The 21,625-nt window shown below is 65.2% G+C and carries 19 protein-coding genes and 4 tRNA genes; 15 read left to right on the forward strand and 8 right to left on the reverse strand.

Translation table 11 applies throughout. The features are described 5' to 3' along the window. Positions 1-141, forward strand: a 141-nt coding sequence (locus FFS60_RS21700; protein ID WP_137823119.1) for a flavin reductase family protein, incomplete at its 5' end; no start/stop codon positions are given. A gap of 173 nt (positions 142-314) precedes the next feature. On the opposite strand, the gene FFS60_RS21705 is transcribed toward FFS60_RS21700, so the two are convergent. The 4 genes from FFS60_RS21705 to FFS60_RS21720 form a co-directional block, all read right to left on the reverse strand. Further along, positions 315-1,478 (reverse strand): helix-turn-helix transcriptional regulator, encoded by a 1,164-nt coding sequence (locus FFS60_RS21705; protein ID WP_137823120.1) that lies wholly within the window; start codon positions 1,476-1,478, stop codon positions 315-317. A 155-nt stretch (positions 1,479-1,633) separates the two neighbouring features. Continuing rightward, entirely contained in the window at positions 1,634-3,511 is a 1,878-nt protein-coding gene (cysN, locus tag FFS60_RS21710) for a sulfate adenylyltransferase subunit CysN (protein WP_051246562.1), read from the reverse strand. Then, entirely contained in the window at positions 3,511-4,425 is a 915-nt protein-coding gene (cysD, locus tag FFS60_RS21715) for a sulfate adenylyltransferase subunit CysD (RefSeq protein WP_211228792.1), read from the reverse strand. Before cysD ends, cysN begins: the two co-directional genes overlap by 1 nt. Before the next feature lie 86 nt (positions 4,426-4,511). Further along, the gene (locus tag FFS60_RS21720) at positions 4,512-4,982 is read right to left on the reverse strand and encodes an SRPBCC domain-containing protein (protein ID WP_137823121.1); all 471 of its coding nucleotides are present in this window, start codon (positions 4,980-4,982) and stop codon (positions 4,512-4,514) included. Between the two features lie 243 nt (positions 4,983-5,225). Between FFS60_RS21720 and FFS60_RS21725 the strand changes: the two genes are divergently transcribed. From FFS60_RS21725 to FFS60_RS21740, 4 genes are read left to right on the forward strand one after another with little or no spacing between them, the layout of a single operon-like run. Further along, positions 5,226-6,338: a DUF1214 domain-containing protein gene (locus FFS60_RS21725; protein WP_137823122.1), complete on the forward strand. Its 1,113-nt coding sequence runs from the start codon at positions 5,226-5,228 to the stop codon at positions 6,336-6,338. Beyond that, a complete protein-coding gene (locus FFS60_RS21730; protein ID WP_137823123.1) occupies positions 6,335-7,519 on the forward strand; it encodes a sulfotransferase in 1,185 nt (394 codons plus the stop codon). The genes FFS60_RS21725 and FFS60_RS21730 overlap by 4 nt, the downstream gene beginning before the upstream one ends. 38 nt (positions 7,520-7,557) lie before the next feature. Continuing rightward, positions 7,558-8,346, forward strand: coding sequence for an SDR family oxidoreductase (locus FFS60_RS21735; RefSeq protein WP_028628241.1), 789 nt, complete (start codon positions 7,558-7,560; stop codon positions 8,344-8,346). A 17-nt stretch (positions 8,347-8,363) separates the two neighbouring features. Further along, a complete protein-coding gene (locus tag FFS60_RS21740) occupies positions 8,364-9,338 on the forward strand; it encodes an acetyltransferase (RefSeq protein ID WP_137823124.1) in 975 nt (324 codons plus the stop codon). A gap of 88 nt (positions 9,339-9,426) precedes the next feature. Here the strand turns inward: FFS60_RS21740 and FFS60_RS21745 are convergent, their stop codons facing one another. Further along, positions 9,427-12,906, reverse strand: coding sequence for a PAS domain-containing hybrid sensor histidine kinase/response regulator (locus FFS60_RS21745; RefSeq protein ID WP_137823125.1), 3,480 nt, complete (start codon positions 12,904-12,906; stop codon positions 9,427-9,429). A gap of 250 nt (positions 12,907-13,156) precedes the next feature. On the opposite strand from FFS60_RS21745, the gene FFS60_RS21750 reads away from it, so the two are divergent. The 5 genes from FFS60_RS21750 to FFS60_RS21770 all read left to right on the forward strand — a co-directional run bounded on the left by FFS60_RS21750 (position 13,157) and on the right by FFS60_RS21770 (position 17,702). Next, positions 13,157-13,726, forward strand: a complete 570-nt coding sequence (locus tag FFS60_RS21750) for a GNAT family N-acetyltransferase (protein WP_028628238.1) — start codon at positions 13,157-13,159, stop codon at positions 13,724-13,726. A 3-nt stretch (positions 13,727-13,729) separates the two neighbouring features. After that, positions 13,730-14,572 carry an AraC family transcriptional regulator gene (locus FFS60_RS21755; RefSeq protein WP_137823126.1) on the forward strand — a complete coding sequence of 281 codons (843 nt, stop codon included), beginning with the start codon at positions 13,730-13,732 and terminating at the stop codon, positions 14,570-14,572. A 36-nt stretch (positions 14,573-14,608) separates the two neighbouring features. Then, positions 14,609-15,340 (forward strand): AzlC family ABC transporter permease, encoded by a 732-nt coding sequence (locus FFS60_RS21760; RefSeq protein WP_028628236.1) that lies wholly within the window; start codon positions 14,609-14,611, stop codon positions 15,338-15,340. Next, on the forward strand, positions 15,322-15,651 hold the full coding sequence (locus FFS60_RS21765) for an AzlD domain-containing protein (protein ID WP_028628235.1): 330 nt from the start codon (positions 15,322-15,324) through the stop codon (positions 15,649-15,651). Before FFS60_RS21760 ends, FFS60_RS21765 begins: the two co-directional genes overlap by 19 nt. A gap of 176 nt (positions 15,652-15,827) precedes the next feature. After that, positions 15,828-17,702: an MFS transporter gene (locus FFS60_RS21770; RefSeq protein WP_137823127.1), complete on the forward strand. Its 1,875-nt coding sequence runs from the start codon at positions 15,828-15,830 to the stop codon at positions 17,700-17,702. A gap of 42 nt (positions 17,703-17,744) precedes the next feature. Here the strand turns inward: FFS60_RS21770 and sugE are convergent, their stop codons facing one another. The 3 genes from sugE to rdgC form a co-directional block, all read right to left on the reverse strand. After that, positions 17,745-18,059 carry a quaternary ammonium compound efflux SMR transporter SugE gene (gene sugE, locus FFS60_RS21775; RefSeq protein WP_028628233.1) on the reverse strand — a complete coding sequence of 105 codons (315 nt, stop codon included), beginning with the start codon at positions 18,057-18,059 and terminating at the stop codon, positions 17,745-17,747. Positions 18,060-18,200: 141 nt separating this feature from the next. Next, positions 18,201-19,148 carry a bile acid:sodium symporter family protein gene (locus FFS60_RS21780; RefSeq protein WP_137823128.1) on the reverse strand — a complete coding sequence of 316 codons (948 nt, stop codon included), beginning with the start codon at positions 19,146-19,148 and terminating at the stop codon, positions 18,201-18,203. Positions 19,149-19,204: 56 nt separating this feature from the next. After that, entirely contained in the window at positions 19,205-20,125 is a 921-nt protein-coding gene (gene rdgC / locus FFS60_RS21785; RefSeq protein WP_028628231.1) for a recombination-associated protein RdgC, read from the reverse strand. Positions 20,126-20,283: 158 nt separating this feature from the next. On the opposite strand from rdgC, the gene FFS60_RS21790 reads away from it, so the two are divergent. From FFS60_RS21790 to FFS60_RS21810, 5 genes are all read left to right on the forward strand, one after another. Next, positions 20,284-20,359 (forward strand) — tRNA-Val (locus FFS60_RS21790). A gap of 14 nt (positions 20,360-20,373) precedes the next feature. Beyond that, positions 20,374-20,450, forward strand: a tRNA-Asp gene (locus tag FFS60_RS21795). Positions 20,451-20,518: 68 nt separating this feature from the next. After that, a tRNA-Val gene (locus FFS60_RS21800) sits at positions 20,519-20,594 on the forward strand. Positions 20,595-20,609: 15 nt separating this feature from the next. Then, positions 20,610-20,686 (forward strand) — tRNA-Asp (locus FFS60_RS21805). Between the two features lie 213 nt (positions 20,687-20,899). Beyond that, on the forward strand, positions 20,900-21,610 hold the full coding sequence (locus FFS60_RS21810) for an FKBP-type peptidyl-prolyl cis-trans isomerase (RefSeq protein ID WP_028628230.1): 711 nt from the start codon (positions 20,900-20,902) through the stop codon (positions 21,608-21,610). The last annotated feature ends 15 nt before the right edge of the window (positions 21,611-21,625 follow it).

Raw genomic sequence — 21,625 nt, forward strand, 5'->3', positions numbered from 1 at the left:
GACGGCAAGTTCAGCTACGGCACCCACACCATCTTCATCGGCCGGATTGTGGCGATCCACAACAGCGCGGAGATCAGCCCGCTGGTCTACCTCGACGGCGCCTACACCACCACCGCGCCGGCCTTGGCCGCTGCTTGCTGAGGACGTGATCAACGTCAGCGAGCGGCGTATCGACAACTGAGGTTCCCGGACTGACAACCGGGAGCTGCTGCCCGACTGGGCGGGTTTGAGCGAAATTGTCTGTGCCTTTTGACCCGGCTTCGGCCGGGTTTTTTCGTTGCACGCCCCCAACCGCTATTGGCCCGATTCCCCGCTCATGCCAGGGACGCGACGCTGTTGAGCAGGGTCTTCACCAGTTGTGCCTGGCGGGTTGCACCGGTCTTGGCGAAGACACCGCGCAGGTGGGCGCGTACGGTGTTGCGCGAGACGCCCAGGCGCTCGGCGCTCTCGTCCAGGGTCAGTCCGTCCATCATCAGCAGGGCCACCTCGGTTTCCGTGCGGGTCAGATGGAACAGGCTGCGCAGCAAGCGTCGCGAGGCCTGGGGCGAGTCGCCGGGATTGCGGATGAACACCGCGACAGCTGGTCGCCGGGTGTTGCCCTGGCCCTCGTAATTGAGCGCGATGGGGCGCAGCAGCACATTCAGCGGCACTTCCCCGGTGGGGCGTGCCAGGGTGAGCACTTCAATGCAGTCGGCTCGGCCGAGTTGGTGCTGCTGGAGCACCGCCAGTATGGCCTTCTGCAGGTTGCGATTGTCCTTGCCGGCGAAGGCCAGCAGTTTCTCCTGTCGGCATTCGAGGCCGTCGTGGGTGGCGAACAGCCGCTGTGCCGCCTGGTTGCTGCGCATCACCTTGCCTGATTCGTCGAGGATCACCGTGCCCACGAGCAGGCGGTCGATGGTGGCTGCATAAAGGAGCCGCTCCGAATCCAGCTCGTCGGCTGCCGAATGCAGGTCGACGGCTTGTTGCAGGTGGGGGCGAAGCAGGCGGATCAGGGCAATTTCGTCGGTGTCGAAGTCCTTGCCGCCGTGCCCGCGGCAGGCGAACAAGGCGCAGTCCATGCCGGAAGCGGTGCGCATGTTAGCCACCAGGACATAGCGCAGGTCCAGCGGCTTCAGGTAGTTGCGGTAGAAGTCGTGGGCCTGCCAGGTGTCGCTGCCCATGACTTCGTCAGCACTGGCAACCTGATCGGCCGGCCAGTGGAGGAAGGGGCAGATCGCGTAGTAGTGCTCGCTGTAGGATGGTTCGCCCGGCAGGTGTGGGCCGTGGATCGAGGCGTTGACGATCAACCCCGGCCGTTCGTGAGCCGGATTGCGCAGGACCAGGGTAAGGAAACTGGCGTCCAGGCGCAGTCGCAGCGCTTCCAGCAAGCCGGCCCAGGGCGTGGGCTCCAGCGGGCCACGATAGGTCAGCGCCAGCAGTTCGCTCAGTTCGCGGGCGCCGATGCCCGCCAGGTCGTCGGCGTGTTCGAGGATGTGCATCCGCGCCTCGCTTGTTGTGGTTGTCGGGCTGGATGGGGCGAGTATTGGCCGCACGAGCTGTGGATAAATCGTCCGTTCGGCCTAGGCTCCGGGACCGTCGGCCCGCTCCCCGGATGACATCCTGGGATGGGGCCGACGGCTGCCGGAGTTGCCGGTCAGAGTGCCAGCAGGTACGCGACGATGCGCTCGGCGGCTTCTTCTGCCGATTCGCGGCGGGTGTCGATGTGAAGGTCCGGCGCCAGCGGCGGCTCATAGGGTGAGTCGATGCCGGTGAAGTTCTTCAGCTCGCCACGCCGGGCCTTCTGATAAAGGCCCTTGGGGTCGCGCCGTTCCGCCAGTTCCAGCGGCGTGTCGATGAAGATCTCCAGGAACGCGTTTTCCCCGGCCCGGCTGCGGGCCAGTTCCCGCTCGGCGCGGAATGGCGAAATGAAGGACACCAAGGTGATCAGTCCGGCATCCAGCATCAGCCGCGCCACCTCGGCCACCCGACGAATGTTCTCCACCCGGTCTGCCTCGCTGAAACCCAGGTCGCGGTTCAATCCATGGCGCACGTTGTCGCCGTCGAGCAGGTAGGTGTGTCGGCCCAGTGCGTGCAGCCTGCGCTCCACCAGATTGGCGATGGTCGACTTGCCGGCTCCGGACAGCCCGGTAAACCAGAGGACGCGAGGCGTCTGGCCCTTGAGCTCGGCCCGCGCCCGCGCGTCGATATCGATGGCCTGCCAGTGCACGTTCTGCGCCCGGCGCAGGGCGAAGTGCAGCATGCCGGCGCCCACGGTCTGGTTGGTCAACCGGTCGATGACGATGAAACCGCCGGTGTCACGGTTGTTCGTGTAGGGATCGAAGGCGATCGGTTGGTCCAGCCCGAGGTTGCACACGCCGATCTCGTTCAGCTCCAGGGTCCTGGCCGCCAATTGCTCCAGGCTGTTGATGTCGACCTTGTGCTTGAGGTTGGCGCAGCTCATGCCCAGCGTGCGGCAACCGATTTTCATCAGGTAGGGGCGACCGGGCAGCAGCGGTTCCTCGGCCATCCAGACCAGGGTGGCCTCGAACTGGTCGGCCACCTCCGCCGCAGCATCGGCGAGGGTAATCAGGTCGCCGCGACTGATGTCGATCTCGTCTTCCAGGGTCAGGGTCACGGCCTGGCCACAGGCCGCTTCCTGCTGCGGGCCCGCCAGGCCGAAGATGCCGCTCACCCGGCTCTGCTTGCCCGCGGGCAGCACGCGGATGCGTTCGCCGACGCGGATGCTGCCGGCGGCCACGTTGCCGGCATAGCCGCGAAAGTCGAGATTCGGACGGTTCACCCATTGCACCGGCAGGCGGAAGGGCAAGTGGCTGGCGCGGTCGTGATCCAGGGGAACGCTTTCCAGATGCTGCAGCAGGCTGGGTCCCTGGTACCAGGGCATGTCGGCGCTACGCTCGAGCAGGTTGTCGCCCTTGAGCGCCGAGAGTGGGATGCACTGGATATCGGTCAGGCCGAGCTTTTCGGCGAAGGTGCGGTAGTCGGCTTCGATGCGTCGGAAGACTGCTTCCGAATAGTCCATCAGGTCCATCTTGTTCACCGCCACCAGCACCTTTCGGATACCCAGCAGGGACACGAGGAAGCTGTGCCGGCGTGTCTGCGGCAGCAGGCCCTGGCGGGCGTCGATGAGGATCACCGCCAGGTCAGCGGTGGAGGCGCCGGTGACCATGTTGCGGGTGTACTGCTCGTGGCCGGGGGTGTCGGCGACGATGAACTTGCGCTTGTCGGTGGCGAAGAATCGGTAGGCGACGTCGATGGTGATGCCTTGCTCGCGCTCGGCGGCCAGGCCGTCCACCAGCAGGGCGAAGTCCAGGTCACCGCCCTGGGTACCGAGCTTCTTCGAGTCCGTTTCCAGTTGGCCGAGCTGGTCTTCAAAGAGCACCTTGGTCTCGTAGAGCAGGCGCCCGATCAGGGTGCTCTTGCCGTCGTCGACGCTGCCGCAGGTGATGAAGCGCAGCAGGTCCTTGCGCTGTTGCTGCTGCAGGTATTGGTCCAGGTTGGGGATGGCGCTCATCAGAAGTACCCTTCTTGCTTCTTTTTCTCCATGGAACCGGCCGAATCGGAGTCGATCAGCCGGCCCTGGCGTTCCGAGGTTCGGCTCACCAGCATTTCCTGGATGATTGCCGTGAGGCTGTTGGCCTCGCTGTCGATGGCGCCGGTCAGGGGATAGCAACCCAGGGTGCGGAAGCGCACTTTGCGCAGTTCGGGCATTTCGCCGGGGCGCAGCGGCAGGCGCTCGTCGTCCACCATGATCAGGGTGCCGTCGCGCTGCACCACCGGGCGCTCGCGGGCGAAGTATAGCGACACGATGGGGACCTGCTCCAGGTAGATGTATTGCCAGATGTCCAGCTCGGTCCAGTTCGACAGCGGGAACACCCGCAGGCTCTCGCCCTTGCGCTTGCGCGTGTTGTACAGGCGCCAGAGCTCCGGGCGCTGCTGCTTGGGGTCCCAGCGGTGTTGCTCGGAACGGATCGAGAACACCCGTTCCTTGGCGCGCGACTTCTCTTCGTCGCGCCGCGCGCCGCCGAACGCCGCGTCGAAACCGTGGAGGTCCAGCGCCTGCTTGAGGCCCTGGGTTTTCCAGATGTCAGTGTGCAGGGCCGAGCCATGGGTGAAGGGGTTGATGCCGCGCTCGACGCCTTCCGGGTTGACGTGCACCAGCAACTCCAAGCCCAGGCGTTGGGCGGTCTGGTCGCGGAAGGCGATCATCTCGCGGAACTTCCAGGTGGTGTCCACGTGGAGCAGGGGAAAGGGCGGTTTGCCCGGAGCGAAAGCCTTCATCGCCAGGTGCAGCATCACCGCGCTGTCCTTGCCGATGGAGTAGAGCATCACCGGGTTTTCACACTCGGCGACCACTTCGCGGATGATCTGGACGCTTTCCGCTTCCAGCCGTTCTAGGTGAGTGAGCATTGCTTGCCTCCGTTGGATGGAGCCGGCGCCGCATGGTGCGGGCCGGCTTTTTTCCACGGTAGGGAATGCGTTGCTGCGGGTTCTTCGTCCAACCGGACAAGGTTTCAGCGGTTGGCGGCGAACAGGGCTTCGGCCCGTGCCTTCACCGCCAGTGCGACGGCATCGAAACCCTGCTTGACCCAGGGACCGTGCAGCGCCATCACCTGATCGGCAGTGGGACCGAGGAACAGGTCGGTGGTGTGGTAGCGGCAACTGTCCGTTCCGGTGGCTTCGATGATCTGCTCGCGGCGCGCGGCGTCCGGGTTGTCGGCGCTGGCGTGCATCTCCCAGGCCAGCAGGCGGGGCGGCTCGAAGCTGGCCAGTTGCTCGACCACGTGCACCCGCTCGCCCGGGCGGGCCGGGTCGGGCAGGTACAGGTTAACCGGCTCGCCCAGGCGCAGGCTGGACTCCACCTTCACGGTGAAGGGGTTCCATTCGGGATAGCGCGCCAGGTCCACCAGCACTGACCAGACCAGTTCGGCAGGGGCGGCGATGTCCACGGTCAGCGACCGCACCAGGTTCTTCTCTTCAGGCATCGGGGACTCCTCGAGTCTCAGGCGGTGCCGCACTGCGCGGCGCCGGTGCGGCTGATGCTCCCAGCGTACTGGTCCGGACTCCTCGTCCGGGCGGACTAGGTAGCGGTCCAACCGGCGGACGTCTGACCGCTTCCCGTCGAACGTCGAGCCGATTATTAGTCCGCCCAGACGAAGAATCGGTCATGCCGCTCTCCCTAAGGTTTGTGCAGCGGCGGGCATTCCGCCGGACCCGAGGAGACCGACATGGCGACAGATGGAATCGAACAGCAGGTGCTGACCGGGCAGGTCTGGAACGACTTCTGCGACAGGCTCAGGCACGCCGGTGAACAGATACTGCGGGACGAGGCGCCCGTCGACGCGCAGACCCGCGCCGAGGGCTTCCGCTACCTCACCCGCTTGCTGCGCATCGCCCTGGAAATGCACCTGGAGTTCGCCGACCCGGACTTCCCCGGCTTCTTCTCGCCGTCCCACGAGACGGCCAAGATCGGCGCCGACAACCCGGACAATCTTTACCAGTACGCGCGCCTCAACGGCCAGCGGTCGTACCGCGTCAGCGGCCGGCGCGGCAGCGTGGCGTACCTCAGTTTCGGTACTCAGAAGGGTGGCTACGAAAGCGACGGCAAAATGATCCAGACCGGTTTCATTGATGCCAGCCAGTTGCAGCTGGAGGCCGACGGCAGCTTCGAACTCATCCTCAGCCAGGAACGCCCCGCCAGCGGCAACTGGCTGCGTCTGGAGGCGCAGAGCAATGCGCTGATCGTGCGCCAGACCTTCCTTGACCGCACCCGTGAGCAGCCCGCGCAGTTGCACATCGAGCGCCTGGACCGCCGCCAGCAGCCGGAACCCCTGAGTGCCGCGCGTCTGCACCAGAGCCTGGGGCGTGCGGCGAGCTTCGTCGAGAACACCGCGCGGCTCTTTGCAGACTGGGCACAGGGTTACCAGGCGCGGCCCAACCGGTTGCCGCTGGCGGATCAGGCCCTGTGCCAGGCCGTGGGCGGTGATCCGAACATCATCTACTACCACGGCTACTGGGCCCTGGCAGACGACGAGGCGCTGCTGATCGAGGTCGAGCAGGTGCCCGACTGCAACTTCTGGAATCTGCAGATCAACAACTACTGGATGGAGTCGCTGGACTACCGCTACCACCGCATCTGCCTGAACAAGCACTCGGCGCGCCTGGACGGCAGAGGGGGCGTGCGCCTGGTGCTCAGCCATCGCGATCCCGGTCTGCCGAACTGGCTGGAAACCGCCGGGCATGCCGAGGGCACCTATTGCCTGCGCTGGGTAGGCGCTGAGTGTCCGGTCCATCCCACCACCCGCGTGGTCAAGCTCGACCACCTCAAGGAGCTGCAATGAGCGACCCGATGATTGCGACCGACGCCTTCGCACCCAACAGCCTGCTGGCCGAAGCCAGTGCCCGCGCCGGCGGCCTCGACGACTTCGGCCCCGGTGACTTCCGCGAGGCGCTTCGGGTCCTGCAGCGTGCCTTGCACGACGAAGCGTGCCTCTCCGCGCAAGGCCGAGCCCTGCTCAGGGAGAAGCTGGTAGCGCAGTTGGTCAACCGCCTGGTGATCGAGGACCACTGCAGGCGTTTTCCGGAAATTCTCCAGCAACCGATCGACGATCCGCTGGTGATCGTCGGCCTGCCGCGCACCGGTACCACCCTGTTGCAGCGTCTGCTGGCGGTGGACCCGCAATTCAGCAAGGCGCAGTGGTGGGAAACCCGCTACCCCGCGCCGCTACCCGGGGAGCTGCTGGAACAGCCCGCCGAGCGGATCGGCAGGGCGAGGGCGGAGGTTTGCGCGATGGTCGAGTTCGTGCCGCAGATCCTCGCCATCCACCCGCTGGACGCCGAGCAGCCGGACGAGGAGTTCATGCTCATGGAGCATTCCTTCCTGTGTGCCATGGACTCCTACGTCAATGTGCCGGCCTACACGGCCTGGCTCGATCGCCAGGACCAGACCCAGGTGTATGCCTACCTGAAGAAGATGCTGCAGTTCCTGCAATGGCAGCAGACGCGTCGCGGCATCGCGCCTGGGCGCCGCTGGCTGCTGAAGAGCCCGCAGCACCTGCACACCCTCGAACTGCTGTTCAAGGTCTTCCCGCGCGCTCAGGTGGTCCTTACCCATCGCGAACCGGGCAAGACCATCCCCTCGCTCGCCAGCTTCATCTACACGCTCTGGCAGATCTACAGCGACCAGGCCGATCCGGCGCAGGTGGGCGAACAGTGGAACGGCCGCATGGCCCGTGCCCTGCGGCACAGCCTGGAGGTCCGCGACGGGCTGCCGGACGAGGCCTTTCTGGACGTGTACTTCGAGGACACGGTGAGCGATCCGCTGGCGGTAGTGGCGCGCATCTACCGTTTCGCCGGGCTGGAACTGGCGCCCGGCGTCCGCGCGGCCATGGCGGATTGGCTGGTGGACAACGGCCGCGACAAGCGTGCCGTGCACCAGTACGACGCGGCTGCCTTCGGCCTCGACGAGGCTCGCCTGCTACGCGACTACGCCCAGTACCGTGCCCGCTACCTGGCGGGCTGATGCATCCCGAACGACAACAAGAACAAGAGGACAGGAACATGTTGCTGAATGACAAGGTGGTGATGATTTCCGGCATTGGCCCCGGCATGGGGATCAAGCTGGCCCTGGAGGCGGCCCGAGCAGGGGCTCGCGCGGTGGCCATCTGCGCCCGCAACGAGGCGCGTCTGCGCCAGGCCGAGGCGAGCATCCAGGCGCTGGGCACTGACTGCCAGGTGCTGTGGAAGTCCACCGATGTGAGTGATGCAGCGGCATGCCGGGCCTTCGCCGAAGCCACGGTGGAGCGCTTCGGGCGCATCGACGCGCTGATCAACAGCGCCTACGCCCACGGTGGTTTCGACACACTTGAAAGCTGTAGCGATGCCAATCTGCAGGAGGCGCTGGACGTCAATTTGTTCGGTTCGCTGAACCTGACGCGCGCTGTGCTGCCACGGATGAAGGCCCAGGGCTCCGGTGCCATCGTCATGGTCAGCACCCTGGGCGTGCACCAGCCCTACGCCGGCGGTGGTGCCTACGCGATCTCCAAGGGCAGTTTGGCGGCGGCGGTGCGATACCTGGCCCACGAGCTGGCCGGGTATGGCCTGCGGGTCAACGGCCTGGCCTGTGGCTGGATGTGGGGCGAGCCGGTGCAGGCGCATGTACGTGATGCCGCTGCCGCGCGGGGTGTCAGTGAGGAGCAGGTGCGTGCGGAGTTCAGTGCGGGTATTCCCGGTGGGCGTATGCCGGGCGACGAGGAATGCGCCCGTGCGGCGTTGTTCCTGGCATCCGATTTCGCCAGCGCCATCAACGGCGCACAACTGGACGCCAACGGCGGTGAACTGATGCGCTGAGCGCGGGGGAGACGGACATGCTTGATCACTGTGCCTTCAATGGCGATGCCGACGGCCTCTGCGCCCTGCAGCAGCTGCGTCTGGGTGGGGAGTTGGCGGCGGACGTGCGCCTGGTCAGCGGAGTGAAGCGCGACATCGACCTGCTGCGGCGGGTGCAGGCCGGGCCCGGTGAACGGGTGACGGTGCTCGACATTTCCTTTGATCAGAACCGCGCCGATGCGGCGCGGCTTCTCACGGCGGGCGCCGGGCTGCGTTACTTCGATCACCACTTTGCCGGCGATCTGCCGGAGCACCCGGCATTCGAGCCCTTCATCGATGTGGCGGCGGATGTCTGCACTAGCTTGCTGGTGGATCGTTTCCTCCAGGGGCGCTTCCACCGCTGGGCGGTGGCTGCGGCCTTCGGTGACGGCATGCCAGGGCCGGCGCGGGCCTTGGCCGAACGTCATGGGGTGGCGCAAGAGGATCTGGCGGCGCTTGAAGAGCTGGGCCTGCTGCTGAACTACAACGCCTATGGCGACCATCTTGCCGACCTTCATTTCGATCCGGTGGCGCTGGCGGCGGAGCTGCTGCCCTATGACGATCCACTGGCGTTCGTCCGGCTCAGCCCCAGCTTCGCCCGTTTACGCGAAGGCCACGCCGCCGATATGGCGGCAGCGGCCAGCCTGGAACCGTGGCGCGTGGGGGAGGGGGCGTCGCTATACCGGCTGCCTGCGAAGCCCTGGGCGCGGCGGGTCAGCGGCGTGCTGGCCAACCAGCTCGCTGCTCGCGATCCGCAACGCGCACTCGGTCTGCTGAGCGCCAGGGCCGATGGCGACTGGACCTTCAGCCTGCGTGTGCCGGCCAACGCCAGCCTGGAGGCGGATGCCTTCTGCCGGGGCTTTGCAACGGGGGGAGGGCGCAAGCGCGCGGCTGGCATCAACCGCTTGCCGGGGCAGGCGCTGGAAGGCTTTGCCAGGCGGCTGCTCGACAGTTATCCACACGCCGCTCCCTAGGTTGGCGCTGCTTCGCAAGAGGGCGTGCCCTGCATGGAACTGGGTCTCGCGCTGACGGGCCTCTCTCAGGCGGGCATTGGCGTGGAAATCAGCGCAGGCTCACATGCCGGCTGATCAAGGCGCGCAACGCGGCCGGCTTGACCGGCTTGGCCAGGTAGTCCAGGCCGGCGGCGTGGATTTCGGCCACCAGTTCGGCGCGGCCGTCGGCACTGATCACCACGCCGGGCAGCGGCTCGCCAAGGCGGGTCCGCAGCCAGGCCATGAGCTCGGTACCGGTTTCCCCTTCGTCCAGGTGGTAGTCCACCAGTGCCAACTGCGGGCGCACGTCCTCGGATAGCAGGTGCTCGCATTCCAGGCGGTTGCGAGCGGTCCAGACCTGGCAGCCCCAGCGTGACAACAGGCTGTGCATGCCGGTGAGGATGCTGTCTTCGTTGTCGATGCACAGCACCTGGGTGCCGTTGAGGGCCTGGCCATTGGCTTCGGCCTGCTTCTGCACCACCGGCGAGGGTTGCTGGACGCGGGCCAGCGGCACGGTGACGCTGAACACGCTGCCCTTGCCGGGCCAGGAACGCACTTCCAGGGTGTGGCCGAGTACGCGGCACAGTCCATCGGCAATGGCCAGGCCGAGCCCGAGGCCTTTCTCGGCGCGGGTCTGGTGGCTGTCGAGGCGCTTGAACTCTTCGAATATCACCTTGCGCTTGTCTTCCGGGATGCCCGGGCCGCGGTCCCAGACTTCCAGCCTCAGGCTGTCGCCGTCGCGCCGCACCCCCAGCAGCACACGCCCCCTGGCATAGCGGAAGGCGTTGGTGAGGAAGTTCTGCAGCACCCGACGCAGCAGCTTCATGTCGCTTTCCACCCGCAGTTTGCTGCCGCGCAGGCGGAAGTCCATGCCCTGTTCCTGAGCCTGCGCCTTGAATTCGGCGCCGAGGGTGTCGAACAGCGAGGCCAGGGGGAAGGCCGTGCGGTCGGGGGTGACGCGGCCGCTTTCCAGGCGCGAGATGTCGAGCAGGTCGGTGATCAGGTCTTCGGCCGAACGCAGCGAGCTGTCGAGGTGGTTGACCAGCTCGCGGGCTTCACGGGGCAGGGCGTCCTGCTGGTGGCCGAGGGCGGCGGAGAACAGGCGCGCGGCGTTCAGCGGCTGCATCAGGTCGTGGCTGACGGCGGCGAGGAAGCGCGTCTTGGACTGGTTGGCCGACTCTGCCGTGCCCTTGGCCTCGATCAGCGCCTGGTTGAGCTGGGAGAGTTCCAGGGTCCGCTCGGTGACCCGCTGTTCCAGGCCTTCGTTGGCATCCTTGAGGGCCTGTGCAGCCTGGCGATAGGCGGTGATGTCGGTGAAGCTCATGACGAAGCCGCCGCCGGGCATAGGATTGCCGATCAGCTCGATGACCCGGCCGTTGGGGAACAGGCGCTCGGAGGTGTGCGGCGTGCCCTGGCGCATCCAGAACAGACGGCGGGCGACATGCGACTCCACTTCGCCCGGCCCACACAGGCCGCGTTCTGCGTTGTAGCGGATGATGTCGGCGATCGGCCGGCCGACGCTGATCAGGCCGTCCGGATAGTCGAACAGCTCCAGGTAGCGGCGGTTCCAGGCCACCAGGCGCAAGGACTGGTCCACCACGCTGATGCCCTGGGTGATGTTCTCGATGGCGCCTTGCAGCAGGGCGCGGTTGAACTGCAGCACCTCGGAGGCTTCGTCGGCGATGCGCACCACGTCCTCCACCTGCATTTCGCGGCCTTCGATGGCCGCCTTCACCACCGCCCGCGCTGAAGAGGCGCCCAGCACGCCGGCGAGCAGGCGCTCGGTGTGGGTGATCCAGTCCTGGTTGGCGTTCTGCGCCGGGTTGAAGCTGATGCCCAGGCGATAGGCGAAGCGGATAAAGCTTTGCCGCGCGCGTTCTTCGCCGACGAAGCGCGACGCCAGCATCAGCAAGTCGTCGACCTGCACCGCCAGCAGGGTGCGCGAGGCAGCGCGTGCGGAGACTTGCTGGCCGACGAAGCGGCTGGCCTGCCAGTGTTCGGAGACGCGGGTACGGGAGAACACGGACACCCAGGCGAAGAGGAGCCAGTTGCCGGCCAGTGACAGCACCACGCCCTGGGTCAGGGGCTCGATGGGCAGATCCAGTGGATTGGCCATCAGCCAGGCGAGGCCGGGGAAGTTCTCCAGCGGCCAGCCCAGGCCACGGGCAATCACCGGCAGCACCAGGGTATAGGCCCAGAGTGCGGCGCCGGCGGCGAGGCCGGCGAACACGCCGCGACGGTTGGCCTGCTTCCAGAACAGTGCGCCGATCATCGCCGGGCCAAGCTGGGCGATGGAGGCGAAGGCGATCTGGCCGATGGTTGCCAGGCTGGCGGTGGAGCCCAGCAGGCGGTAGCTGACGTAACCCAGCAGGATGATCACGACGATGCTGACCCGGCGTACCGAGAGCATCCAGTGGCGGAACACCTCGAAGGGGCGTTCTGCGTTCTGCCGGCGCAACAGCCAGGGCAGCAGCATGTCGTTGGAGACCATGGTCGAGAGCGCTACGGCTTCGACGATCACCATGCCGGTGGCGGCCGAGGCACCGCCGATGAAGGCCAGTAGCGCCAGGGCCGGATGGGCCTCGGCGAGCGGCAGGCTGATGACGAAGGAGTCCGGGATCACGCCGCTGGGCAGCAGCATCTGTCCGGCCAGGGCGATGGGCACCACGAACAGCGCAGCCAGGGCCAGGTAGATGGGGAAGACCCAGCGCGCCTGGCGCAGGTCGCGTGGTTCGATGTTTTCGACCACGGTGACGTGGAACTGCCGGGGCAGGCAGATGATCGCGAGCATGGCGACCCCGGTCTGCACCAGCAGCGAGGACCAGTCCATGGATTGCGACCAGTAGTGCTCCAGTTGCGGGGCACTGCGGGCGCGGGTGAACAGGTCGTCGAAACCGTCGAACAGGCCGAAAGTGACGTAGGCGCCCACCGCAAGGAAGGCCAGCAACTTGACCAGGGACTCGAAGGCGATCGCCAGCACCATGCCGCGGTGGTGCTCGGTGGCGTCGAGGTTGCGGGTGCCGAAGAGGATGGTGAACAGCGCCAGGACCAGCGACACGATCAGCGCTGTGTCCTGGGCACGGGTGCCGGAGGATTCGGCGCCTGAGCCGATCAGCAGGTTCACCCCGAGGACGATGCCCTTGAGCTGCAGGGCGATGTAGGGCAACACGCTGACCAGGCAGATCAGCGCCACCACCACCGCCAGGGCCTGGGATTTGCCGTAGCGCGCGGCGATGAAGTCGGCGATGGAGGTGATGTTCTCCTGCTTGCTGATCAGCACCATCTTCTGCACCACCCAGGGCGCCACCAGCAGGAGCAGGATGGGGCCGAGGTAGATGGGCAGGAAGTTCCAGACTTGTCCGGCGGCCTGGCCGACGGCGCCGAAGAAGGTCCAGCTGGTGCAGTAGACCGCCAGGGACAGGCTGTAGACCCAGGCGCGCATGCGCGGCGACAGTGGCGCGCTGCGGCGGTCGCCATAGAACGCGATGGCGAAGAGGACGGCCATGTAGAGAAAGGCGACCGTGGCGATCAGCCCGCTGGACAGCGACATTGCAACTCCGGAGGGTACGGTGGCGGTGAGGACCCGCCGTAATTCGACTTCCAGCAGTTTCGCACCAAAGCCGGCAATTCGTCAGGCCGCTGCGACCAAGGTCGCAGGCGCTCTTGAGCCCCCGTCCGGGGGCTGCTAGCGTGCTCTATTGCCCGCGCTGTTTCGTTTGTCTGGCGCGGGCCCCTGCATGGCACTTCCGCTTGGCGTGACGTTCTCATCCGGCAGGGTTCTTTCGCCTGAGGAGGCGCAGATGTTCAATCCACAACCGGTCACCCTGCAGCGCGGCGCCCTGCGCCTCGATCCGCTGACGGAGGCCGATGTCCCGGCGCTGGTGACCCTGGCTGACGCAAACCGCGAAGCCCTCGTCTATATGAATGGTCCACTCCGTCCGGACTGGTATCGCCAGGGCTTGGCCGCCCAACGGGAAGGGCAGGCGGTGGTTTTCGCCATCCGCCTGGGCGACAACCTGGTGGGCACCACCCGCTTTGCCGACTTCATGCCCAATCTGCCGGCCGCCGAAATTGGTTGGACCTGGCTCGCTGCCGGCGAGCACGGCAAGGGGCTGAACGCGTCGATCAAGTACCTGATGCTGCGCCACGCCTTCGAGGAGTGGCGGCTGGTGCGGGTGCAACTGAAGACCGCTGCCAGCAATCTGCGCTCGCAGGGTGCCATCGAGAAACTCGGTGCCCAGCGCGAGGGAGTGCTGCGCAATCATCGCCGCCTGGCGGACGGCCGTCTCGACGACAGCGTGCTCTATAGCATCACCGACCACGACTGGCCGGAGGTGAAGCAACGACTGGAGGCGCTGTTCAGCGCATAGGCCATGGGCGAACAGCGGGAAGACGCGCATTTCTGGCAGGCGGGCCATCTGGAGGGCTTGGAGCTGCTGTCCGCGCGATACATCGACCATCGCTTCGCTCCCCATGTGCATGACGGCTATGTAATCGCCGTGGTCGAGGCGGGTGCCGAGCGCTACCGCTACCGTGGCGCCGACCACCTGGCCGGCGCTGGGAGCCTGGCGTTGATCAATCCGGATGAGGTGCATACCGGCTCCAAGGGGCATGACGAGGGTTGGCGCTATCGGGTGTTCTACCCTGATGTTGCCCTGGTCCGCAGCGCGCTGGACGAGCTCGAGCTGCCGCTGGCGGGAATGCCGGCCTTTATCGGCAGCGTGCACCAGGACCCTGACCTGGTGCGGATGTTCACTCATCTGCATCAACTGCTTGAAAGCGATGCCAGTGCCCTGCAGCAACAGACCTCCTGGCGCGAGGCTCTGCTGGCGCTGTTCCGTCGTCATGCCAGGTTGCCAGAGCCCGGTACACCCGGACGCGAACCCCAGGCCGTGCTGCGGGCCAAGAACCTGCTGCGCGAGCGCCTGGCCGAGCCGCCCTCCCTGGAGGAGCTGGCCGCCGAGGTCCGGCTCTCGCCCTTCCATTTCGCTCGAACCTTCCGCCGCGCCACCGGCATGCCGCCGCATGCCTGGCTCAAACAGCAGCGCCTGGACCATGCCCGTGCCTTGCTCAAGGCGGGCTGCGCGCCGGCTGGCGTTGCGGCGCAACTGGGCTTCTCCGACCAGAGTCACCTGACCCGCCAGTTCAAGCAGGCTTATGGCGTAGGCCCCGGCGAATATCGCAACGCCTGCGCAAGATCGTTCAAGACCCATTGATGGCCTGGCGCTAATCTCCCGGGACAAGGAGGCCCCATGTCCCGTACCACTGAGTTCATCCACGGCGCCCGAGACATCGTCCCGATGATCGTTGGCGCCATTCCGTTCGGCATCATCTTCGGCACCCTCGCCGCTGGCGCCGGCCTGTCCGCCTGGCAGACGCTGGGCATGTCGCTGCTAGTGTTCGCCGGTTCGTCCCAATTCATCGCGATTACCCTGCTCAGCGGCGGCGCCGGGGCGGCGGTGGTGCTGTTGACGACCTTCGTGGTCAACCTGCGCCACGCCCTCTACAGCGCCACCCTGCAGCCCTTCGTGCGCCACCTGCCGGCCCGCTGGCGGATGCCGCTGGCCTTCTGGCTGACGGACGAAGCCTTTGCCGTGGTTCAACACCGCTATGCCGAGCAGGACGCGTCGCCGCACAAGCACTGGTACTTCCTGGGGGCGGCCCTGGCCATGTACCTGAACTGGCAGCTCTGCACTTTGGTAGGCGTGCTCTTCGGCCAGGCGGTGCCCAACCTCGCGGCATGGGGGCTGGACTTCGCAATGCTCGCCACCTTCATCGGCATCGTCGTGCCCATGCTGCGCAACAAGCCGCAAGTCGCTGCCGCGCTGGTAGCGGGCGCGGTGGCGCTGGCCTGCCAGGGCCTGCCCTACAAGCTGGGCCTGATGGCCGCCGCCCTCAGTGGCATTGCCGTGGGTGTGGTGCTGGAGCGTCGCTATCGACTCGATCTGATGGGGGAGGGCATCTCATGCAAACCTGGAGCTTGATCCTTGGCATGGCGGCGATCACTTTCGCCATCCGCTACAGCCTGTTCGCCTGGCCAAACCTGAGCTTCCCGCCTCTGGTGCGCCAGGGCCTGCACTACGTGCCGACCGCCGTGCTCACCGCCATCGTGGTGCCGGGCATGCTGATGCCCGACGGCCAGCACTTCCACCTTGCCCTGGACAACGCCTACCTGCTGGCGGGCCTGGGGGCGATATTGATCGCCGCCCTGAGTCGCCACCTGCTGGCGACCATCCTCGGTGGCCTGGTGCTGTTCTTCCTGCTGCGCTGGGCGCTGGGGCAACTGCCGATCTGAATCGCACGTAGGATGCGGGAACGGACCTACCGGCTTCGTGCGCTGGCTTTCGCGGAAATGGTGCAAACATCTTTCTGGTGAATGTGGCTTTCGGCCAGTGTCTTGCTGTCCAATCAGCGACGTGTGCCTTGAGCGCACGAGGCTATTCCACTGCCAACCACCAGGTACCAAGGAAGATGAGCCAACACTCGCAATTCGCCCTGCTGGGCACACGGCGGTTCCTGCCGTTCTTCGTGACCCAGCTGCTCGGCGCCTTCAATGACAACATCTTCAAGCAGTCGCTGATCCTCGCGATCCTCTACAAACTCGCCATTTCCGGCGACAAGAGCGTTTTCACAAACCTCTGCACGCTGCTGTTCATCCTGCCGTTCTTCCTCTTCTCTGCCCTCGGTGGCCAGTTCGGCGAGAAGTTCGCCAAGGATGCACTGATTCGCGCCATCAAGCTGGCCGAGGTGGCCATCATGGCGGTGGGCGCCCTGGGGTTTTTCTTCGACAGCTTGCCGCTGCTGTTCCTGGCGCTGTTCGCGATGGGCACCCATTCGGCGCTGTTCGGCCCGGTGAAGTATTCGATCCTGCCGCAGGTGCTGCGAGAGGATGAGCTGGTGGGGGGCAACGCCCTGGTGGAAATGGGCACTTTCCTGGCCATCCTCGCCGGTACCATCAGCGCTGGCCTCATGATGTCCGCCGAGCGCTACGAGCCGATCGTCGCCTGCGCCATCGTCCTTACCGCGAGCCTGGGATACCTGGCCAGCCGCGGAATTCCCCGGGCGGCGGCAGCCCTGCCGGGACTTGCGCTTGACTGGAACATCTTCCGCCAGTCCTGGCAGATCATGCGCCTGGGTCTTGGTCAGCGGCCGTCGGTATCGCGCTCGCTGGTGGGCAACTCCTGGTTCTGGTTCCTTGGTGCCGTTTACCTGACGCAGATTCCGGCCTATTCCAAGGAGTTGCTGCACGGTGACGAGAGCGTCGTGACCCTGATCCTCACCGTATTCTCGGTGGGCATTGCGCTGGGCTCGATGCTCTGTGAGCGGCTTTCGGGCGGAAAGGTGGAAATCGGTCTGGTGCCCTTCGGCTCCATCGGCCTGACCCTGTTCGGCTTGCTGCTCTGGTGGCATTCCGGCGAGTTCCCGCAGGGCGCAGTCCCCCATGACTGGCTGGCGCTGCTGGGCCACGGCCAGGCCTGGCTGATCCTCGCCGACATCCTCGGCATCGGCCTGTTCGGAGGTTTCTACATCGTGCCGCTATATGCGTTGATCCAGTCGCGTACGGCGGAGAACGAGCGGGCACGGGTGATTGCCGCGAACAACATCCTCAATGCGCTGTTCATGGTGGTCTCGGCCATCGCCTCGATCCTTTTCCTCAGCGTCGCCGGGCTGTCGATCCCGGAGCTGTTCCTGGTGGTGTCGCTGATGAACATCGCGGTGAATAGCTACATCTTCAAGATCGTGCCGGAGTTCACCATGCGCTTCCTGGTCTGGCTGCTCGGCCATTCCATGTACCGCGTGGAGCACAAGGGCCTGGAGGCGATCCCGGAGGAAGGTCCGGCGGTGCTGGTGTGCAATCACGTGTCCTTCGTCGATGCCCTGCTGATCGGCGGGGCGGTGCGGCGGCCGGTGCGCTTTGTCATGTATTACAAGATCTACCAGCTGCCGGTGCTGAATTTCGTTTTCCGCACCGCTGGCACCGTGCCCATCGCTGCGCGGCATGAAGACCTGCTGGTCTACGACGCAGCCTTCAAGCGCATCGCCGAGTACCTGCGCAACGGCGAGGTGGTGTGCATCTTCCCCGAAGGCAAACTGACCTCCGACGGTGAGCTGAATGAGTTCAAGAGCGGCATAGAGCGCATTCTGGAAGAGAACCCGGTGCCGGTGATTCCCATGGCGTTGCAGGGGCTTTGGGGCAGCTTCTTCAGCCGCGACCCGGCCAAGGGTTTGTTCCGGCGTTTCTGGTCACGCATTTGCTTGGTGGCGGGTGCCCCGTTGTCACCGGAGCGGGTCGACCGCCAGACCCTGCAGCTGCAGGTGGCCGAGCTCCGAGGTGATGCCCGGTGAATAGAAAAAGCCGCGCATTGCGCGGCTTTTTCATTTCGGGTGTCAGTGGCTGAGCTTGAGGCCGATCAAGCCACAAACGATCAGCGCGACGCTGAGCAGACGCACCAGCGCCATGGACTCGCCGAACAGGATGACACCGGCGATCACGGTGCCAACTGCGCCGACGCCGGTCCAGATGGCATAGGCCGTGCCCAGGGGCAGTTCTTTCATGGCCAGGCCGAGAAGGCCCAGGCTGACGAGCATCGCGGCAACAGTGAGGGCTGTGGGAAGAGGCTTGCTGAAACCGTCGGTGTACTTCAGGCCGACGGCCCAACCCACCTCGAACAGGCCGGCGAAGAAGAGAATGATCCAGGACATGTGACCTCCAGAGAGACGACAGATTGAGCTGGGGCCGTCCCCGGTGAGCACTCGCAGAGTGGTAAGGTCGTCCTTACGCTGCGCAATATTTTGCACATCCTGGCCGACCGGACAAGTCCGGTCGGCGGAGTGGCTCGGGAATTACTGCTGATCGGCCCGGGAGCCGTCGTCCATGCGCCGATAGATCGCGGCGAGCAGGGAGCCTGAGAGGTTGTGCCAGACACTGAACAGTGCGCTGGGGACCGCCGCCAGGGGCGAGAAGTGTGCACTGGCCAGCGCAGCGCCAAGGCCGGAGTTCTGCATGCCGACTTCGATGGAAAGCGTCTTGCGCTGGGCCAGCGGCAGTCCGAATACACGCCCGGCCAGGTAACCCAGGGTCAGGCCGAGGCCGTTGTGCAGGACCACCACTGCCATGATCAGCAGGCCGGATTCGGCGATCTTCGCCTGGCTGGCGGCCACTACCGCAGCAACGATGGCGACAATGCTGACCACCGATACCAGTGGCAGCACTTCGACTGCAGCACGCACACGCTCGCCCAGCAGGCGCTGGGCTACCAGGCCGAGGGCGATGGGCAGCAGTACAACCTGCAGGATGGACATGAACAGGGCGCTGAACTGCACCGGCAACCAGGCCGAGGCCAGCAGCCAGATCAGGGCGGGCGTCACCAGGGGGGCGAGGAGGGTGGTCACCGCAGTGATCGCCACCGACAGCGCAACGTCCCCGCGGGAGAACCAGGTCATCACGTTGGAGGCGGTACCGCCCGGGCAGCAACCCACTAGGATGACTCCGACGGCAATCTCCGGCGGTAACTGCAGCAGTTTGCAGAGTAGCCAGGCCAGGCCCGGCATGATGATGAACTGGGCGACCACACCGATCATCACCCGCATCGGACGCCGCGCCACTTCGCGGAAGTCTTCGGTCTTCAGGGTCAGGCCCATGCCAAACATGATCAGCCCGAGCAGGGGGACGATCCACGAGGTCAACGGCAGGAACCAGGCCGGCAGGTAGAAGGCCAGCACGGCAAACAGCAGAATCCACAGGGCAAATGTGTTGCCGACAAAGCGGCTGAGGGCAGCGAGGACGCGCATGGTCATTCCTTGGCCTTATCGTGGAAGCGCCGGCTCGGGGCCGGCGCTCGGGAGGGTCAGACGCCCTGCGGAATCTCTTCGCCGCCCAGGGCCTCGAAGAGCTGGGGGATGAACTCCACCAGGGTCAGCATCATCAGGGTGAAGCTTGCGTCGAGCTGGCTGAGTGCGTCGTCGCCGCCGTCCTGTTCGGCCTTCTCCTGCAGCAGGTCCTCGAAGCGCAGGCGCTTGATCACCAGTTTGTCGTCGAGGATGAAGGACAGCTTGTCCTGCCAGGCCAGGGACAGTTGGGTGACCAGCTTGCCGGAGGTCAGGTGCAGCTGGATCTCGTCGCTGGTCAGGTCCTGGCGCTTGCAGCGCACCACACCGCCTTCTTCGTCGGTGTCGCGCAGTTCGCACTCGTCCAGTACGTAGAAATCGCTGGCGGCTTCCTGGGTCTTGACCCAAGTGGTGAGCGTGGCGGTGGGGGCGATCTTCACCGAAGCCGGACGCACGGGCAGCGAGCCGATGGCTTCACGCAGGGTGGATAGCAGGTCTTCGGCGCGCTTCGGGCTGGAGGCGTCGACCAGGATCAGGCCCTGGGCCGGGGCTATGGCGGCAAAAGTGGCCGACTTGCGGATGAAGGCACGCGGCAGGAACGTCTGGACGATCTCGTCTTTCAGTTGATCGCGCTCCTTCTTGTAGACCTTGCGCATCTGCTCGGTCTCGATCTGGTCGACCTTTTCTTTCAGCGCATCGCGCACCACGCTGCCGGGGAGAATGCGCTCTTCCTTGCGCGCGGCCACCAAGAGGAAGCCTTCGCTGACATGAACCAGCGGCGCATCCGCGCCTTTGCCGAAGGGCGCCACGAATCCGTAGGTGGTCAGCTCCTGGCTGGCACATGGCCGGGCCGGCTTGGTAGCCAGCGCGGCTTCCAGCGCCTCGGCATCAATATTCAGATCCTGGGTGAGGCGATAGACAAGCAGGTTGCGAAACCACATAGGGGAAAACCTCTGGACACAAAGGGCGCATTATTCTCATCGGGAGGCGTTGGGCTCAACCCTGAGCTAAGCCTTTGGAAGGCCTGAGAATTTTTTTTCAAAAGGGACTTGCCAGGGTCCCGATACCTCTCTAGAATGCGCCCCACTTCGAGAGTGAAGGGTGATTAGCTCAGCCGGGAGAGCATCTGCCTTACAAGCAGAGGGTCGGCGGTTCGATCCCGTCATCACCCACCATCTCGCAGTTACGCGCAGCGGTAGTTCAGTCGGTTAGAATACCGGCCTGTCACGCCGGGGGTCGCGGGTTCGAGTCCCGTCCGCTGCGCCATATTCAAAGCCCTCAGGTGACACCTGGGGGCTTTTCATTTAGTGTGCGGACCCTCGTGGGACGTATCCGGGTGATTAGCTCAGCCGGGAGAGCATCTGCCTTACAAGCAGAGGGTCGGCGGTTCGATCCCGTCATCACCCACCATTTTTGTGGTTACGCGCAGCGGTAGTTCAGTCGGTTAGAATACCGGCCTGTCACGCCGGGGGTCGCGGGTTCGAGTCCCGTCCGCTGCGCCATATAAAAGCCCTCAGGTAGCAATGCCTGGGGGCTTTTTCTTTGTCTGGTCGAAAGGTCCTACAGCACTGTCATCATTGCTTACGTGACGCGGCGCAAGACGCTGAACTTATTGCCAAACCCCTGTTCTCATTGCCCATAGCCACTCCTCGCGGCGGCCTGCTAAGCTCGCCGCTCCATCGTATTGCCATCACGGCGACAGACAAGGATTCAGCATGAAACAACATCGGTTGGCGGCCGCTGTGGCCCTGGTGGGCCTGGTTCTCGCGGGCTGCGATTCGCAGACCAGCGTTGAACTCAAGACTCCGGCCCAGAAAGCCTCCTACGGTATCGGCCTGAACATGGGCAAGAGCCTGGCTCAGGAAGGCATGGATGACCTTGATCCCAAGGCCGTTGCGCAAGGTATCGAAGACGCCATCGGCAAGAAGGAGCAGCGCCTGAAGGACGAAGAGCTGGTTGAAGCCTTTGCCTTCCTGCAGAAGCGTGCCGAAGAGCGCATGACTGCGCTGAATGCCGAGAACGCCAAAGCCGGCAAGAAATTCCTCGAAGACAACGGCAAGCGCGAAGGCGTGGTGACCACCGCTTCTGGCCTGCAGTACGAGATCGTGAAGAAGGCCGAAGGTGCGCAGCCCAAAGCCACCGACGTAGTGACCGTTCACTACGAAGGCAAGCTGACCGATGGCACCGTATTCGACAGCTCCGTCCAGCGTGGCAGCCCCATCGACCTGCCGGTCAACGGCGTGATCCCGGGTTGGGTCGAAGGCCTGCAACTGATGCATGTGGGCGAAAAGGTCAAACTCTTTATCCCCAGCGAGCTGGCCTACGGCGAGCAGAGCCCGAGCCCGGCCATTCCGGCCAACTCGGTGCTGGTGTTCGACCTGGAACTAATCAGTATCAAGGATCCGGCTGCCGCCGAGCAGCAGTAAGCGGCAGTTGGTTCC

It is taken from the genome of Pseudomonas sp. D(2018), assembly GCF_005502555.1.
GTDB classification, from domain to species: domain Bacteria; phylum Pseudomonadota; class Gammaproteobacteria; order Pseudomonadales; family Pseudomonadaceae; genus Metapseudomonas; species Metapseudomonas resinovorans.

Bases quoted from the DNA above. Each gene is read 5' to 3' on its own strand.
- FFS60_RS21705 (WP_137823120.1), bottom strand. From the start codon at position 1,478: ATGCACATCCTCGAACACGCCGACGACCTGGCGGGCATCGGCGCCCGC.
- cysN (WP_051246562.1), bottom strand. From the start codon at position 3,511: ATGAGCGCCATCCCCAACCTGGACCAATACCTGCAGCAGCAACAGCGC.
- FFS60_RS21720 (WP_137823121.1), bottom strand. From the start codon at position 4,982: ATGCCTGAAGAGAAGAACCTGGTGCGGTCGCTGACCGTGGACATCGCC.
- FFS60_RS21725 (WP_137823122.1), top strand. From the start codon at position 5,226: ATGGCGACAGATGGAATCGAACAGCAGGTGCTGACCGGGCAGGTCTGG.
- FFS60_RS21730 (WP_137823123.1), top strand. From the start codon at position 6,335: ATGAGCGACCCGATGATTGCGACCGACGCCTTCGCACCCAACAGCCTG.
- FFS60_RS21735 (WP_028628241.1), top strand. From the start codon at position 7,558: ATGTTGCTGAATGACAAGGTGGTGATGATTTCCGGCATTGGCCCCGGC.
- FFS60_RS21740 (WP_137823124.1), top strand. From the start codon at position 8,364: ATGCTTGATCACTGTGCCTTCAATGGCGATGCCGACGGCCTCTGCGCC.
- FFS60_RS21745 (WP_137823125.1), bottom strand. From the start codon at position 12,906: ATGTCGCTGTCCAGCGGGCTGATCGCCACGGTCGCCTTTCTCTACATG.
- FFS60_RS21750 (WP_028628238.1), top strand. From the start codon at position 13,157: ATGTTCAATCCACAACCGGTCACCCTGCAGCGCGGCGCCCTGCGCCTC.
- FFS60_RS21755 (WP_137823126.1), top strand. From the start codon at position 13,730: ATGGGCGAACAGCGGGAAGACGCGCATTTCTGGCAGGCGGGCCATCTG.
- FFS60_RS21760 (WP_028628236.1), top strand. From the start codon at position 14,609: ATGTCCCGTACCACTGAGTTCATCCACGGCGCCCGAGACATCGTCCCG.
- FFS60_RS21765 (WP_028628235.1), top strand. From the start codon at position 15,322: ATGCAAACCTGGAGCTTGATCCTTGGCATGGCGGCGATCACTTTCGCC.
- FFS60_RS21770 (WP_137823127.1), top strand. From the start codon at position 15,828: ATGAGCCAACACTCGCAATTCGCCCTGCTGGGCACACGGCGGTTCCTG.
- sugE (WP_028628233.1), bottom strand. From the start codon at position 18,059: ATGTCCTGGATCATTCTCTTCTTCGCCGGCCTGTTCGAGGTGGGTTGG.
- FFS60_RS21780 (WP_137823128.1), bottom strand. From the start codon at position 19,148: ATGCGCGTCCTCGCTGCCCTCAGCCGCTTTGTCGGCAACACATTTGCC.
- rdgC (WP_028628231.1), bottom strand. From the start codon at position 20,125: ATGTGGTTTCGCAACCTGCTTGTCTATCGCCTCACCCAGGATCTGAAT.
- FFS60_RS21810 (WP_028628230.1), top strand. From the start codon at position 20,900: ATGAAACAACATCGGTTGGCGGCCGCTGTGGCCCTGGTGGGCCTGGTT.